Consider the following 15,766-nt stretch of genomic DNA (forward strand, 5'->3'; position numbering starts at 1 on the left):
TTGACATATTTTTAATGGAGTTTCGAATGGAAATCTCTACAATGGAAAGAAAGCCGGGATGGTGGGATACGTTGTCTTACCGCATATATTCCAATTCATCGGCTCACTTATTAGAGGGGGGACGCTTTTCAGAGGGGATCGGGGTTATTCATAAGAGGAAAAAGTATTTACAAATTGTTAAGTTATTTCCTTGCGGTTTTATACCATTGGAGGGCATGCAGTGTTCAATTATGAAACTCCTGTGTACTATTCGGCGAATCTGATCGGCAATCATGCGGGCGGAGCCTGGCCAGAGGGCAAAAGGCTGCCTCGCGGCTGGAGCGGTGTCAAGCTCGGCGCCGGATCCGAGCTTTATCTGGAATGGAAGAAGCAGGGGCCGATCATCAATCCGCTTTTCCCGGGCGAGGGCCGGCTGCGGATTACGGCTGCGCTGGATTACCGGTCGGCGTGCAAGGTAGACGTCCTGCTCGGAGAGTCGGGCGAGAAGCTCGGCAGTCTCGATATTCGATATGCGTACACGTTCCAGCCGTTCGAGCTTATCCTGGACGGGGAGCGGACGGCGGAGGCATTTCGGGAAGGCGTCGTTCTGAGAATGGAAGGCGATGGCCAGCCTTTATGGATATTCGATGAGCTGCAGGGCGATAACACGCGCCGGTTATTTGTCCCCCATCTGCTCGTTGGGGGCGGGAAGCGGCGGACCGGGGCATTTGTGAACAGCTTCGCCTCGTTGTCCTCCTTGCAGCCTTTCGGCTGGCTGGAAGGCTGCGTGCTGGACGGACTATATGCGCTGCGTCCGTCTGTCGGAGCGGAACGGATCGATCCGGCTATCGGGATGCATCTTCGGCAATATGTAAGCGAGGACGGAAGTCTCCGGTATGAAGACTTGCACGGTCAGGCGGCGGACGACAAACTGACCACGATCGAGGCGACTTTGCCGCTTGCGGTTATCGCCAAGCTTCACCCCGATCACCCGCTGATTTCGCGGACCCTCTCGTTCTGGGAAGCCCGGCTTCAGGTTGGAGGCGGTGCGATTGTCGACGGAGATACGATTACGGCGGAAGGCGTGTATACGGTCGCATACCCGATGGCCGTAGTTGCGGCGAAGCTGGAGCGTGCGGCTTTGGCGGAACGGGCGATCGGCGAGGTGATGATACGCCGCGACGCGCTGGCCCGGGGCACTCATCTATTTCTGAGGTACAATCGGAAGACGGGCGCTTACGTGTTCCGCAACTGGTCGCGGGCGTATGCCTGGTATATGCTCGGCATGACGCGAACGTGGCACGAGTTGAAATCTTCCGCTTTCGGCCAGCTGCCTGCCCTGAACGAACTGGAGCGGGAGATTCGCAGGATTGCGGATGTCGCCCTGCAATGGGTGCAGCTGGAAGGCGTTTGGACTTCGTTTCTCGACGATCCGGATACCGGCATCGAAACGTCGGGCTCGGCCGGGATTGCCGCCGCACTTGCGCTCGGTGCGAGGGAAGGACTGCTGGAACAGCGGCATTACGAAGCGGCGGAGAAAGCGCTCGCAGAGATCCAGTCGTACCTGACGCCGGACGGCATTTTATCGGGCGTTACCCAGCATAATGCGGGCGGGATCGAGCTGCAAACTTGCGGATACCGAGTCTTGTCGCAGATGGGGATGGGGCTGTTGGCACAGCTGTATGCGTCTTTAGATGTAAGGAAGCCCGAATAAAAGTTAAGGGGTAAGTCGGAATCCGCCAAACGTGTGTTTAAGCAGGAAAGCGCTTCACTTTAGCTTTGCCATTATCGTAACGGAGGGATCGTCTTGAGGAAATATCGGGCAGGTATAAGTATGGTATGTGCAGCGATGCTCGCCATAGGGGCTGTAGGCTGCAGCGGCGGCGGGGACAGCCGGGAGGGCGAGCGGGGCGGCTCGGAGACGGCCGGGAAACAGTCGGAGGCGAAGCCGCCGGAGCCGATCGAAATCGTTTTGTATGGCGGGCAATCGAACTGGACTCCAGAGATGTTCGACGCTCTCTACGGGAACGCGATCAAGAAGAAATTCCCGCATATTACGCCCAAGCTGATCCCGAACAGCAGCGTGCCGCTCGACCAGCTGATCACGGCCGGAACGCCGTTCGACCTGATGCTCGTCACGCCGTCCGGCACGCGCCGGATGGTGTTGGATTACAACCTGGAGACCGACTTGACAGAGATGATCCAGGCGAGCAAATTCGATTTGAACCGGTTCGACAAGACGATTATCGATACGCAGCGCGATATCGCCAAGGGAGGTTTGTACGGACTGCCGGCCTTCACCCAGTTCCAGGTGCTGTTCTACAATCGGACGCTTTTCGATAAATTCGGCGTCGCTTATCCGAAAGCGGGCATGACTTACGATGAACTGTACGATACGGCGGTAAAACTGAGCCGGCTCGAAGGCGGCATCAAATATTACGGGCTCGGCACCAATATATTGTGGCAGTATCGTACGAGTCAGCTTCCTGTAGAGCTTGTCAATCCGAAGACGAACAAATCCGTTTTCGACGACAAAGTGAAGACGATCTTTGACAACTGGGTACGATTCTTCACCGTACCGGGATTCGAAGCGACGGACAGGATGGCGAAAGGTTCGGATCTGGAAAATATGTTTTTCAAGGATCAGACGCTGGCGATGTATCCCCACTATACGAATGTCGCCCGGCGGCTGCCCGACACGGAAGTTCTGAACTGGGACGTCGCTCCGATGCCTTCTTATAAAGAAGCGCCGGGCATAGCATCTTCGGTCGATCCGTACTATCTGTACGTCATGTCCACGAGTAAACATAAACAGGCCGCCTTTGAAGTCGCTGCGTACCTTACCTCGCAGGAGGTTCAGATCGAGCTGGCGAAGGAAGGGTTTACGCCGGCAATCAATACGCCGGAAGTTCAAGCGGCGTTCGGGCAAAACAATAAAAACTACAAAGGGAAAAATATTGCCGCTTTCTTCCCCGATAAGTTTGCGGCGGCACCTCCCTTCTCGCCGTACTACGCGATCGCCGATACGAGCATCCAAGCCGTATTTGCCGAAGTGGTTACGGGCAAAAAGGATGTCAACACGGCTTTGCGTGAGGCCGAGGCGACATCGAACAAGCGCATCGAGGAGCAGATCGCCACTACCGGGACGAAGTGACCGGCAAGGAGCGGCACACAACGCTAACTTTCCGAATGGCGAAGAGGCGATGCAGGCGAACTATTCGTCTTCCAGGTTTCAGTATCGAGAAATGGCTTGTACGAAAAGCGGCGATTATCGAACGGCCACGCAAGTTGCACCAATGCAGGGAGAGTCAGTCGTAAAGTCAGGTCCTATCATTTCGGGTAACAGATGGGGTAAATAGGAGTGGAGAAAGGGCCGGAGATCCGATGAGCGATTTCCGGCTCTTTGGCGTTCGGACACAAACGAGCGTGAACTTACGCGTTTAATTAATTTATTATACGATCAGTAAAATTAGCTATTTACTGATACTTACACGTTTAATATAATGAACATATAACGGATTAGGAGTGAAGAGACAGAGATGGTTACGATCAAGGATATAGCAAAAGCGGCTGGCGTTTCCCATGTAACCGTTTCCAACGCACTGAATAACGGAAAGGGGGTAAGTGAAAAGACCAAACAAAAGATTCTCGCGATTGCCGCCCAAATGAATTACAAGCCCAACCTTGCCGCCAAACGACTTGTCGATCGAAAGACGCGCCACGTCGGTCTGATTTGGCCGTCCATCAAAGGACAGTTTTTTTATCACCTCAGCATGGAGCTTCATGCGGAAGGGCTTAAGCGCGATTTCAATGTGATCATCTCGATGAACGAGCCTGCAGCGGCCTTAAGCGTGTTTAATCAGGTTTTCGCGGATAACGTTATATTTTGGTGCCATTCCACTTGGGAACCAACCAGCGAATTTTTGACAGAAAAGGAGGCTTTCCAAGGCAAACTGCTGCTGATCGGTGGCAAAAAAATGGACGGCGCTCTGACGATCTCGATCAACCGGAGAAAGGGCATCTATGAGGCGGTCAGCTTCCTTGCCGGGCAAGGCCATACACGCATCGCTTACGCGGGCGGATATAACGATAAGCTGGAAGGCTTTATGCAGGCCGGCGACGAGCGCGGGCTCGACTTTCGCCGCGAGTATCTCGTGCACCCGAACGACGAACATTTTGAAGCCAAAATGAGAAGCATGCTTGAACATGAACAAAAGCCTACCGCACTCGTAGCCGATTCACACGCGGTGTATCTAAAGGTGGATCACGTTCTGCGAAAAAACGGGGTGCGCGTTCCCGACGATTTATCGATCATCGTGTACGACGATATCCCCGAGCTGGAAGCGCTTCCTGTCCCGATGACGACCGTCGGACCTTCGGCAAGCGAGATTGCCGCCAAAGCGTTCGATATGCTGACCGGGATCGTGAAGCCTGCCGACGAATCCGATTCGTTTGACCTGATGATAGAGACGGTTCTGACCGTGCGTCAATCGGTAAAGCCGGCGGCGCCTTGACTCGTAACACGGAATTGTTGCCTGTGTTATGGAGCAGGAGCACTTCCCGGACGATTACACAGAAGGAGCGATTCGAATGTCCGAACAAAAGATGAGCCGCAGATCGATTCTGACGGCGCTTGGTGTCACAGGCGCAGCGCTTGCGACGGGGCAATTTATCCAAGTCACCTCCGCTCAGCAAGGAACGGTTACGGGACATATATACGGAGGCGGGCCGGGAGGTTTGCCCGACATGTTGAAGAAGCGGGTGCTGGCACTGGACAGCATAGCCGACTTGAACGGGTATGAAGGCGAGTATGCGGGTCGGCAGGTGCATCTGATCGGCTATATGCCGGGCACGGATACGGGCGGCGGCATCTATTACTGGGACGCTGATTGTCCGAAATCCGCTCATAACGGAGGGACGATTATCAGTCCTACCGTGCCATTCGATATGAACAATCTGGCCGGATTTTTGCAGCGTGCCGGCGAAACCGACCCTTCCGGCCTCGGATGCTGGATGGCGATCGGCCTGCTGGTTGATGTCAATACGGTTTCTGCTCTGGTTGCGGGAGGGCGAAGAGAAACGTTTCACTTTGAAGGAGAAACGTCGATATCATCTGAAATTTTCGCCAAGTCGTCGCTCTACGCCTGGAATGCGGAGATTGTGCAGACGGCTGTCGACCATTCGATCGTTTATTTTACCGGCGTACCGGGACCGAGCTACAAGGATATCGTCGGCTTCAGGCTCGCTCAGCCGGATTCGAGCAGTCCCGGGGGAGGGACGGCCAATAATCACGCTTCGATCAAGTTCGGCGGCGGGGAATTCAACAGGGTGATGCTTAATAAGGTGGATACGGCTGCACTCGGGATCTCTTTCGGTTACGGAAGCATTCATCTGCCGCGCCGTCGCCACGAGTACGGAGTCGCTGCCTTCAACAGCTTCCGTAATATCGAGAAGATGGCGATCGAGAATATCGGGGCGTCGTACTCGATGATCGTCGGCAATGGAGTTGACGGAATTCGCGGCAACAGCCACGGGATTCGTCTGAGCGGATACGGCAAGCCGACGGACGCTGCCGATGCCGAATGCGAAGGCGTTGTCGGGGCTGCCAACGTCATCCGGGGCATGCAAACCGGCGTTTCGATGCAAAATACGGCCAAAGGATTTAATCTGTCGGCCTTGTATATGGAAAATGTCGGGTATGCGGTACATGCGATCAAGGGCACGTCACAGGCGAACAATCCGACGCTCGGCCGCCTCGATTTCTCGTCCAAAAACGTAGGCCGGGGCATCTGGTCGCAGGGAGCAAGCTATACAACTTACGACTTCACGATAAACGGCACCTCCGAGGGGGCAGGAGTCGAAGAACTGACGGAATCGTCCGCCGAAGGTCACAACGTGTACCGCGGAGTGATGAGAAGAACGGCGGGCACCGGAGCGATGATCCGGTACAGCTATCAAGTAATCGATTTACTGATCGACAGCCCGGCACAGAGCGGCTGCGTTCTCTCGGGCGGCTTTTGCCGGGGCAGCGTCACGGTTACCGGAGCGGGGAGCAACGGAGTCGCCGTGTACGGGTCGAACAACAAGCTGGAAGTCGTTGCCGCCAACTGCGCCGGCTACGAGCTGCTGATCGCCGGAAACCGCAACGTCATGGACGTTAACATCGACGGTGACATACTCCTCACAGGGAGCGACAACCAGCTTCGCGGCTTCGTAAGCGGTACGATCACGGTTCAAGGTCAAGGCAACGATATTACCGGCGTACAAGGTTATACGGCGAGAGGCAGGTATGCCGGTACGACGAATGCTGCCGGAGAAGTAGCCATCCCGCTCGGACTGAGATCCTACTCCAAAGGCTTTAGCGTAACGGCGACGGTGGAGGATGCTGCTGAAAACGTATCGTGCCGGCTTTTCTCGCTGGATTCTTCCGGCGTGGCGACATTCGCTGTGTTTGCTAATAACGTACCTGTTACGTCCAGCAGTGTCGTTATTCATTGGCAGGCGCAGGCGCTCTAATCGGGAGGCGGGAAGACGGATAAAAAGAAAGCTTCGCTGTTCACAGTTGCAGATGAGTGGTAATCGATATCTGTTAAGCGGATTGCTATAAGTAAATACCGTTGGAATGGAAGTGAAGAGCGGTATATAGTACAATGGCAGTAAAACGGCTGTCCAAAGGAGTACCTATGTGCCGAAATATAAAAACGTTGCATAATTTCGATCCTCCTGCGACCGACGAGGAGATCCAAGCGGCCGCGCTGCAATTCGTCCGAAAGCTGTCCGGATTCAATACGCCGTCCAAGGCGAATCAGGCGGCGTTTGAAGAAGCGATCCAAGAGGTAACGGAAACAGCCCGCAAGCTGCTCGGATCGCTGGTAACGAATGCGGAGCCCCGCAACCGCGAGATCGAGATCGAACGCGCCCGGGCCCGAAACGCAAAGCGGTTCGGCACCGCCGACGAGTAGAGGAATATATAGCGTTTTTGAAAGAAAAGCCCTTGCCGGGCTTTTTTCAATAGAACGGAACCCTTAAGTTCTTCACCGTGCTAAAGCGACCAGGGGGTTCTTCCCTTGACAAGTCAGCAGGTGTCGGAAGTATCGCAAGTCGCTTATCGTGGCCGTTCGACTTTGGGCTTGCTTAAAGTATTACGACGGAACCTGGATGAAGGCTAGCCCTAATAAACGCAACTTATTGTTGTTTTTCGGCGTTATATAATGTAGAAGGCGGCATAATAAAGGAAAGCGGGAAAGGGGGGAAGGCAGATTGGCAAAATGGGGTTCGTTTGTGCTGGAAATGATTCGGCTCGTCATTTTGCTTGTATTGAGCCTGCTAGTGCTTGGCGGGGTCGAACGAGCCGTATACGAAGCCGTATTCGGTTCCCCGGTCTACCATTGGACGATGACGGCTGGCAATCTGCTTTTGTTCCTGGTATTGTACCGGAACTACTTTCAGTTCAAGGGCTGGTTCAAATCGGAGAACAACAAAAAATTGAACAAAGCTACGACACGAGGCTTGGTTACGGTCTCCGCCGTACTGCTGCTGCTGCCGATCTGGCTTTAAACATTGGATAACCAGACATTAGCGCTATCCGGGCACCCCATCGAATCATCATTAGTATGAAGCGATAGGGTGTTTTTGTCGTTTCGGGAAAAAGCTGCATGCTGCATCCGGTAGAACCCAAAAAGCTTTGGAATGAATCACTGTTCCCTCCGATCACATAAGATATACCAAGGATCGAATGAGGAACGCCGGGCAGCGGCAGACTTAAGTCCGATTCGCTCCCGTTAATCGAACGTGCGGTTGAACTTCATCAGCAACTGGCCGAACATCAGCTGATCTTCGGCGGACCAGCTTTTCAGCAGCTCGGCTACGCGCTCTTGCCTGGCCTGTTTGTTTTCGGTCAATGCCGCCGCACCTTGCTCTGTAATATGCAACGAATAGGAACGCCCGTCGACGGGATCGGGAATCCGGTACACGTAACTTTTCTGTTCCAGCGCCGCCGTCTGACGGCTTACGGTTGAGACATCCAGATGAAATTCATCTGCTAGCGTTTTGACGCTGGCGGAGCCGTGCGAAGAGATTTGGTGCAGCAGCAAATAGGCGGAGCGATCCAGGCTCCCGATTTTTTTATAGGTGGTGAACGAAGAAATCCGGCGTATTAAGATCGACAATTCCACCTCGATGATCTCCAATGCTTGATCGTTCAACTTCTCTTCCAAGAAAAAACGCCTCCTTACATGAATCCGGTAACGCTAGTCCCATCATACCATAGGAACAAGCAGGGTGTGATTGACAACTTGACAAGTGGTTGTATAATACAATTATATAGATAGTTTCATTATACAACTTGTTTGCATGAGAAGGAATCGTGAAGCGGGGGGACGCGAATGCAAGCGAGAGATATTATGATCAGCCCGGTGTACAAAGTGAAGGAATACGACACGGTCCGTGCGGTCATCGAGAAATTTATCGATCACCGGATCAGCGGACTGCCCGTTATCAACGACCGGAATGAAATTAAGGGTTACGTAAGCGACGGTGATATTATGCGTTATATCGGTAAACACGACGATATGATTATTAGCAGTCTGACGTTTACGGCCGTCGTCAAGGGAGACGAGGAGGCGTACGACGAGCGGGTGCGCAAACTGATGAAGGTAAACGTGATGGAGATCGCCAAGAAAAAACCGGTGACTGTTCCTTGGGACGAGGAAGTCGAAAATATAGCGGCTATACTTGGCCGGAAACAAATCAAGAAAGTACCCGTCGAACGGAATGGAGTGCTTGTCGGCATTATCAGCCGCGGCGATATTATCCGCCACTCCTTTAAGTGACCGCTTCGGCCAAACGAATTGGAGGAATGGCTGAAAGAGTTTTTCCTTGTCTGGAAGGCGTTGTTCGCCATAAACAATTTGTGCAGACGATTTCGAAATGGACAAGAAATCAAGTCCATACCGGGCCAGCGATAAGACTTTGTCAGCAGCGATCGTGGAACTAGACGGGAAAGCCGTGAATTAGCGGCTTTTTATTTTTTGCCAAAACGGTTATGGTGGTCCGTCAATCTTGGGGGCATAAGTAACAATCATTTGAATCAGAGCGACCCATCAGGGTCTATTTTTGTAAAAATGCTGCAAATAAAAAGTTAACAAACAGGGTTGCCAATGTGATTAAAGAATACGTATAATGTACTTGAGTCATATGGATTAATCCTGAATATTTAGGAAGAAAGGAAATCGTATTCGTATTTAGTAATCGATTTCTAAAGAATCGGGTTTCGGGTTCCAGATGCGGAGGTGATCACGGACGTTCAAAACGTTGCGCACGGAACGTGCCGCGCAAACGGCAAAACTTTGTTCAAGCTAGGGTAAGCTTATTCAGCAGGAGAGGACAGGATGAAACAAAACCGATATTCGGTAAGCAGGGAGGATATGTGAAATGAGAACGATGAAAAAACGCATCGGGTTATCCGCGCTACTGCTGGCTGCAATCGGCGCAACATGTATTTGGCCGGATTCTAATGAAACCGCTTACGCGAGCGGTCCGATACCGGCTTTTCCTGGAGCCGAAGGCTTCGGCATGTACGCGACCGGGGGACGCGGGGGAGACGTGTACGAGGTGACGAACTTGAATGACAGCGGTCCCGGCTCGTTCCGCGACGCAGTCAGTCAGGGCAACCGCACGATTGTGTTCCGCGTAGGCGGCACGATCGAGCTGAACTCGCCGCTTATTATTACTAGCTCCAATTTGACGATTGCCGGCCAGACTGCACCCGGAGACGGGATTGCCGTGATCGGCCGCCCTGTGCAGCTGTCCAATACCGACAACGTCATTATGCGACATATGCGCTTCAGACTCGGCGACCGGAACAATTTGGAAGCGGATACGTTTTACATGGGCAACAGCACGAACATTATTATCGATCATTGCTCGTTTTTGTGGGGGGTGGATGAAGTCTTTTCCGCCTATCCGAATGAAAGCGTTACCGTGCAATGGTCGGTCATCGGAGAAGCGCTGAATACGTCGGTTCATTCCAAGGGCAGCCACGGCTTTGGCGGCATATGGGGCAGCGGGACAAGCTATCATCATAATCTGATTATGCACAACAGCGACCGCAATCCGCGGTTTATGACGTACATGGAGCCTCCATACCCGAATGACCGTCTGATCGACCTGCGCAACAACGTTATTTACGATTGGGGATCAGTTACGAGCCATAGCGGGCAGGGCCTTGATTTTAATATGGTGAACAATTACTACAAGTGGGGCCCGTCAACCCAGACGGCGCGTAAAAATATGATTTTTACCGGAGGAGAAAATTCGACCGCCCATATTAGCGGCAATTACATGGACGGTTCTGCAGCCGTAACGGCGGACAACATGCAGGGCGTGATCAATCCCGGCGCGACCGTAACGTTTTCGCCCGCCGAGGTGCCGCGTTCTTCGGCGTACCCGACGACCTCGGTCACAACGCATACCGCTGAGCAGGCTTATGAACTTGTGCTGGCCGATGCCGGCGCAACCTTACCGAAGCGGGATTCCGCAGAAGCTCGCGTGATGGCCCAAGTCAAAGAGCGCACGGGCCGGATTATCGATTCTCAGCACGAAGTCGGCGGCTATGCGGCGATGCAGGGCGGGACGGCTCCGCTGGACAGCGATCACGACGGCATGCCAGACGCGTGGGAATTGCTGCATGGTCTGGACCCAAATCATCCGTCCGACCGAAACGGCGATATGAATAACGACGGGTATACGAATTTGGAGCAGTATTTGAACGGCATCATGGGCAATGGCTCGAACAACCCGCAGGTGAGCATCGTAAGCCCGGGTCTCGATTCGTTTCATACGGCCGGCGGCAGCATGACGATTCAAGCGTCGGCCAGCGACAGCGACGGCACGATTGCAAAGGTGCAGTTTTTTGCTGATGATGTGCTGCTGGGCGAGGCGCTCAGCGCGCCGTACTCGTACACGTGGAGCTCGCTTCCGGAAGGGACCTACAGCATCACGGCCAGAGCGATCGACGACAGCGGGACGTCGACGAGCACGCCGGCGCGACCGGTCTACATTCATAATACCGGATCGATTTCGCCGTGGAGCTCGGCGGACATCGGTACGCCCGATCTGGCTGGACACGCGGATTTGACAAACGGCGAATATACGGTTAAAAGCGGAGGAGCGATCCGCGGCACCGCCGACGCGTTTCACTATATGTACCGGCCGCTTTCCGGCAACGGGGAAGTTATCGTTCGCGTGGACGAGATTACCCGCACGAACCAGCAAGCCAAAGCCGGCATTATGCTGCGGCAAACATTAGCCTCCGATTCGCGCATGGTCATGCTCGCGCTTGATCTGAACGCGCAAAAGTTCGATCCCGCCCTGCTGAGACGCGGCGGCACAGGTAACACGATTCAGACAACAACGTATGAGGCGGGCGTACCGCTCTCCCACTGGCTTAAGCTGCTTCGTTACGGCGAACGGGTCATTGTTTCACATTCACAGGACGGCTTGTACTGGACGAAACTGGGTGAAACGACGTTCCCGAGCGGAGCCGCCTATATCGGTCTTGCAGCCGATCCGGGCCAAGAACCGACTTTGCGACTACGGTACAATACATCGCGCTTTTCCCATGTAGTCTTCAACGAAATCCCGCCGCTGCCGGAAGCGCCGCACGGGCTGACAGCGTCTCGCTCAGCAAGCGATGTACGGCTGGGCTGGGAGCCTGTGAGCGGGGCGGACTCGTATACTGTCAAACGCAGCTTGACCAGCGGCGGACCCTACCGTACTGTCGGTTCTTCGGTTTACGGTCATTTTGTGGACAACAGTATGGAGGCAGGAACGAACTATTTTTATGTTGTGCATGCAGTGAATACGCACGGTGAAAGCTTCGACTATTCCGAGGAAGCAAGCGGAGCACTGCTCGGGACGAATCCGCTCACTGCGCTGACAGCGGAAGACTTCGAGACCGCAACCCTCGGCTCGCGCGTGCCGCCGCGTATTGTAGCTACTCCTGGCAATGAAACGAATTATGCGATCGTATCGGCTGTGCCGCCGGGCTCGACTGGCAATGGGTCGTCGCTTGCCGTGGAGCTGTCCGATTCCTCCACGGCTCAGACAGTGGCCAGTGTGGCGATTCCGCCGCAGTCCGGTCTATTTGCAGCCGAAGCGGACTTCATGCTGCCGCAGAGTGTCACGCCGATCCGGGCCTTCAAGGTGATGAACGGCAATCGCGCCCATATAGAGATTCTGGTATATAACGGCGTCGGCTGCCCGACTGTACCATGCTTCTCGTATCGTTCCGCGGCTGGCTATACTGCGCTGCCTGCGAACAACAGCTTCTCACCGAATACGTGGTACAACATTCGAGCAGAAGTAGACGTCCCGAATGAAACCGCGTCCATATCCATCAACGGTCAACTGGCGGGAACGATTCCGTTCTTTTACGGCTCGGGCTGGACCGTTCCGGCTTCCATGAACGCAATCGGCACGCAAACGGCTTCGACCGCGCAGACCAGTGTATTTTGGGACAACATGCGGATAGGCGTCTATGGTTTGCCCGCAGCCGCTGCGCTGACCGGCAGCGGCGATCATGGAGCGGCGGAGCTGAGCTGGACGGCAGTCGACGGAGCGGAGTCTTATCATGTGTACCGGATGGATACGGGACTGAACCGCTATGTGCGCATTGCCGCAGGGGTTACGCAAACGACGTTCACGGACGAGGATGTATCCGGGGGGGCTGCGTACGTATATGTCGTCGCCGCCGTACGGGCTCTGACCGGGGAAGGGGAATATTCGGCTCCGGTGGAAGTTACGGTTGCAGGGGCGACCGTACAGTCGGTCACGTCGATGTTAACCGGCTACCGCACGTCAGGAGTAATGGACGAAGCGTTGTACCGCCAGCTGGATAACAGCTTACGGCAGGCGGAACACCATCATGGAATAGGAAACAGCAAGCAAGCCGCTCATTTTATAAAAAAAATGATGGAAGACCTGGACCGGTTTCGCCAGACCGGCGCCTCGGCAGAAGCTGCATCCGAGTTGATGGCTGCGATCGTAGACATTCAGCGTCAATGGTACTAGACGGGGAAAGCCGCGTGAAATCGCGGCTTTTCTCTTTGCGCCCACAATCGGCCGCGTCTATGCCGAACGTGCAGAACCCTGGAATGGAAAGTCGTATTATTAATAGAGGATCATAACAACGGAATAGGGGTGGATTCGAATAAATATTAGTCGATTGAATCACCTGGCGTTAACTGTCACTAATATAGGAAAAAAATGTGTTTTTTATTCCCGCATTTTAGGAATGAAGGTTATTCCTTTTGGAGAAGGGAGAAAAGCGTTACATTTAGGACAGCAGAGGATCAACCTACACGAGGTGGGCAAAGAATTTGAGCCGAAGGCAAAATCGCCTATGTCCGGTACCGCTGACTTATGTTTTATAACAGAGTTCCTATGGTGATGTAATTCGTCATTTGGCCGATTGCAAAGTAGCTATTGAAAAAGGACCTGTAGGAAGAACGGGAGCATTAGTACCGATAACATCCGTATATATTAGAGATCCGGATGGAAATATGGTATAAAATTCCAATCATATCTCAACGAATGAGCAGCCGTAGTTCAACTCTAACTGAAGTGAAGGAAGTGCGTATCGTCGGTGGCGACGGCTCCCCGGTTCACGCCGTTGCGGTGCTGATCACAGGTGAAACATGAATTTTTTTTTGGCTATATACATACATTCAGTATGTATGTTAAAATGAATGCATCCGAACAATCCAAGGAGGAACATCGTATGCATGCATCAAGCTTTTATCCGGTTCTTATGACGACTCGGATCGCGGAGAGCGCGATCTTTTACACCCGGTATTTCGGGTTCGAGATTGTATTTGAAGCGGATTGGTATGTGAGCTTGAAATTAACGCGCGGCACCGTGCCGTTCGAATTGGCTTTGCTGGACCCGACTCATCCGACGGTTCCCGCGGCATATCGGAAGCCGGTGCAGGGGATGATTCTCAATTTCGAGGTTGACGATGTCGATGAGCAGTATGAGCGGCTGATCCGCAAGGAAAAGCTTCCGCTGCAGCTCGATATCCGCGACGAGGAGTTCGGACAGCGCCACTTTATAACAAGCGATCCGAGCGGCGTGCTGATTGATGTGATCAAGATCATTCCGCCCACGGAGGCGCACAGCGGCCAATATGCAGAGAAAATATGGTCGGGTGATCCGGAGAGCGGCGGAAGCGCATGAGCGGTACGCAGCCATTGAAGTTGTACTTCGGAGCCGAACTGGCGGAGCGTTTATCGGATTTGATTAAGCCTCATTATGCGGAATTTCCGGTCCGTTCGTTCGTGGATTCTGTAGCCGGCTTAGTCGGTCCGCTTGAGCTGAAAGGGAGAGTTGCGGTCATTGCCGACGGCTTGAAGCAGGCATTGCCCGATGATTACACGGAGAGTATCGGAATATTGATGCACATCCTGGGTCCGGAAAACGAGACGGACGAGGGGATGTTTACGAACGGGTATTTCCTGATGCCGGTCGCTTATTTTGTAGAAAAGTACGGGTTGGACCACTTTCAGCTCTCGATGCGGGCGCTCTGCGAAATTACGAAGCGGCATACGGCGGAGTATGCCATACGGCCCTATCTGGATGTATACTTGGAGGAGAGTATCGGGCAACTTGGCAGTTGGTCGCAGGATGCGAACTTTCACGTCCGCCGTCTGGTCAGCGAAGGAACCCGGCCGCGGCTTCCTTGGGCGAAGCGGATCGGCGCGCTGCGGAGAGATCCGGCCTGTAATCTGGCGCTCCTGGAGCCGCTGCTTCACGATCCGGCGCCTTATGTCCGCAAGTCGGTCGCCAACCACCTAAACGATCTGACGAAAGATTATAAGGAAGTTGTGCTGGACTGGCTGCGGGAGCATCAAGCTTTTGGCGGGGACTCCTACAGATGGGTGGTCCGCCACTCGCTGAGATCGCTTGTGAAATCCGAAGACCGGGACGCGCTGCTGCTGTTGAACGAACTGTAAACTACAGCGGAACAGGAGCAGGAGGAAGGATGAGAAGAAGCAAGGAAGATACGAATGAAACGATACGTATACTAATAGAGACGGGTGGACAAGTATTCACGAGGAAAGGATACGCGGATGCGGCGCTGGAAGATATCGCAAGCGAAGCGCAGCTGACGCGCGGGGCTCTGTACCACCATTTCGGCAACAAAAAGGGAATGTTCCACGCCGTACTGGAGTCCGTGCAGATGCGTATCGCGGAACGAATCTTGACCGAATCCGCTCAGAGCGACGATTTGTGGGATCAACTGCTGCTGGGATGCCGGGCATTCGTCACGGCCGCCGTTGAGCCTCAGCACAAGCGGATTCTGCTCATAGACGGCCCTGCTGTATTCGGCTGGGAGGTGTGGCGCACGATGGATTCGCAAAATTCGGTGAGGCTGCTGCACGAACAGCTCCAACTGCTGGAGCAGGAGCATATCCTTCAGCCGGTATCTATAGATGCGCTCACTCCCGTCATTTCGGGAGCGCTGAATGAAGCCGCGCTCTGGATCGCTCAGCAGCCCGACGAGAAGCAGGCGTTAGCCGACTCCATGACGGCCGTATCGCTTATGCTGAACGGATTCAAACGATAACGTTTCATATGCCAATCGGATCGCCTTAGGCGGTCTTTTTTCTTTACATACGAACATACGTTTGATATGATGAATGGGTAATTATGGAACTCGGTCAGCTGAATATATATCCAAGTCATAATTTGACGCTCCTCTATTACGTATCAATTGGAGGCGAAGGA

At 53.7% G+C, this 15,766-nt stretch carries 13 protein-coding genes; 12 read left to right on the forward strand and 1 reads right to left on the reverse strand.

All coding sequences use genetic code 11. The annotated features are described in order from the left end of the window. Window positions 1–220: 220 nt before the first annotated feature. The 6 genes from PV433_RS07405 to PV433_RS07430 all read left to right on the forward strand — a co-directional run bounded on the left by PV433_RS07405 (window position 221) and on the right by PV433_RS07430 (window position 7,536). Complete coding sequence (locus PV433_RS07405) at window positions 221–1,693, forward strand: glycoside hydrolase family 88 protein (RefSeq protein ID WP_332071541.1); 1,473 nt, start codon at window positions 221–223, stop codon at window positions 1,691–1,693. 93 nt (window positions 1,694–1,786) lie between these two features. Further along, window positions 1,787–3,133: an extracellular solute-binding protein gene (locus tag PV433_RS07410; RefSeq protein WP_332071542.1), complete on the forward strand. Its 1,347-nt coding sequence runs from the start codon at window positions 1,787–1,789 to the stop codon at window positions 3,131–3,133. 385 nt (window positions 3,134–3,518) lie between these two features. Continuing rightward, entirely contained in the window at window positions 3,519–4,493 is a 975-nt protein-coding gene (locus PV433_RS07415; RefSeq protein WP_332071543.1) for a LacI family DNA-binding transcriptional regulator, read from the forward strand. A gap of 76 nt (window positions 4,494–4,569) precedes the next feature. Next, window positions 4,570–6,495, forward strand: a complete 1,926-nt coding sequence (locus tag PV433_RS07420; protein ID WP_332071544.1) for a hypothetical protein — start codon at window positions 4,570–4,572, stop codon at window positions 6,493–6,495. Between the two features lie 167 nt (window positions 6,496–6,662). Next, complete coding sequence (locus PV433_RS07425; RefSeq protein ID WP_332071545.1) at window positions 6,663–6,941, forward strand: DUF2277 domain-containing protein; 279 nt, start codon at window positions 6,663–6,665, stop codon at window positions 6,939–6,941. A 298-nt stretch (window positions 6,942–7,239) separates the two neighbouring features. Further along, a complete protein-coding gene (locus tag PV433_RS07430) occupies window positions 7,240–7,536 on the forward strand; it encodes a hypothetical protein (protein WP_332071546.1) in 297 nt (98 codons plus the stop codon). Between the two features lie 224 nt (window positions 7,537–7,760). Here the strand turns inward: PV433_RS07430 and PV433_RS07435 are convergent, their stop codons facing one another. Beyond that, window positions 7,761–8,195, reverse strand: a complete 435-nt coding sequence (locus tag PV433_RS07435) for a MarR family winged helix-turn-helix transcriptional regulator (RefSeq protein ID WP_332071547.1) — start codon at window positions 8,193–8,195, stop codon at window positions 7,761–7,763. A gap of 168 nt (window positions 8,196–8,363) precedes the next feature. Here PV433_RS07435 and PV433_RS07440 point away from each other — a divergent pair, with 168 nt between their 5' ends. The 6 genes from PV433_RS07440 (at window position 8,364) to PV433_RS07465 (ending at window position 15,605) form a co-directional block, all read left to right on the forward strand. Further along, the gene (locus PV433_RS07440; protein WP_332071548.1) at window positions 8,364–8,810 is read left to right on the forward strand and encodes a CBS domain-containing protein; all 447 of its coding nucleotides are present in this window, start codon (window positions 8,364–8,366) and stop codon (window positions 8,808–8,810) included. 601 nt (window positions 8,811–9,411) lie between these two features. After that, window positions 9,412–13,050 (forward strand): Ig-like domain-containing protein, encoded by a 3,639-nt coding sequence (locus PV433_RS07445; protein WP_332071549.1) that lies wholly within the window; start codon window positions 9,412–9,414, stop codon window positions 13,048–13,050. Between the two features lie 154 nt (window positions 13,051–13,204). Next, window positions 13,205–13,429: a hypothetical protein gene (locus tag PV433_RS07450; RefSeq protein ID WP_332071550.1), complete on the forward strand. Its 225-nt coding sequence runs from the start codon at window positions 13,205–13,207 to the stop codon at window positions 13,427–13,429. 330 nt (window positions 13,430–13,759) lie between these two features. Further along, entirely contained in the window at window positions 13,760–14,215 is a 456-nt protein-coding gene (locus PV433_RS07455; protein ID WP_332071551.1) for a VOC family protein, read from the forward strand. Beyond that, window positions 14,212–14,991 (forward strand): DNA alkylation repair protein, encoded by a 780-nt coding sequence (locus PV433_RS07460; RefSeq protein ID WP_332071552.1) that lies wholly within the window; start codon window positions 14,212–14,214, stop codon window positions 14,989–14,991. The genes PV433_RS07455 and PV433_RS07460 overlap by 4 nt, the downstream gene beginning before the upstream one ends. A gap of 29 nt (window positions 14,992–15,020) precedes the next feature. Continuing rightward, complete coding sequence (locus tag PV433_RS07465) at window positions 15,021–15,605, forward strand: TetR/AcrR family transcriptional regulator (protein ID WP_332071553.1); 585 nt, start codon at window positions 15,021–15,023, stop codon at window positions 15,603–15,605. The last annotated feature ends 161 nt before the right edge of the window (window positions 15,606–15,766 follow it).

The organism is Paenibacillus sp. GYB004 (genome assembly GCF_036577605.1).
Taxonomy (GTDB): Bacteria; Bacillota; Bacilli; order Paenibacillales; family NBRC-103111; genus Paenibacillus_AB; species Paenibacillus_AB oceani.

Coding starts and splice junctions, on each gene's coding strand:
- PV433_RS07415 (WP_332071543.1), top strand. CDS start 3,519: ATGGTTACGATCAAGGATATAGCAAAAGCGGCTGGCGTTTCCCATGTA.
- PV433_RS07420 (WP_332071544.1), top strand. CDS start 4,570: ATGTCCGAACAAAAGATGAGCCGCAGATCGATTCTGACGGCGCTTGGT.
- PV433_RS07425 (WP_332071545.1), top strand. CDS start 6,663: ATGTGCCGAAATATAAAAACGTTGCATAATTTCGATCCTCCTGCGACC.
- PV433_RS07440 (WP_332071548.1), top strand. CDS start 8,364: ATGCAAGCGAGAGATATTATGATCAGCCCGGTGTACAAAGTGAAGGAA.
- PV433_RS07445 (WP_332071549.1), top strand. CDS start 9,412: ATGAGAACGATGAAAAAACGCATCGGGTTATCCGCGCTACTGCTGGCT.
- PV433_RS07455 (WP_332071551.1), top strand. CDS start 13,760: ATGCATGCATCAAGCTTTTATCCGGTTCTTATGACGACTCGGATCGCG.
- PV433_RS07460 (WP_332071552.1), top strand. CDS start 14,212: ATGAGCGGTACGCAGCCATTGAAGTTGTACTTCGGAGCCGAACTGGCG.
- PV433_RS07465 (WP_332071553.1), top strand. CDS start 15,021: ATGAGAAGAAGCAAGGAAGATACGAATGAAACGATACGTATACTAATA.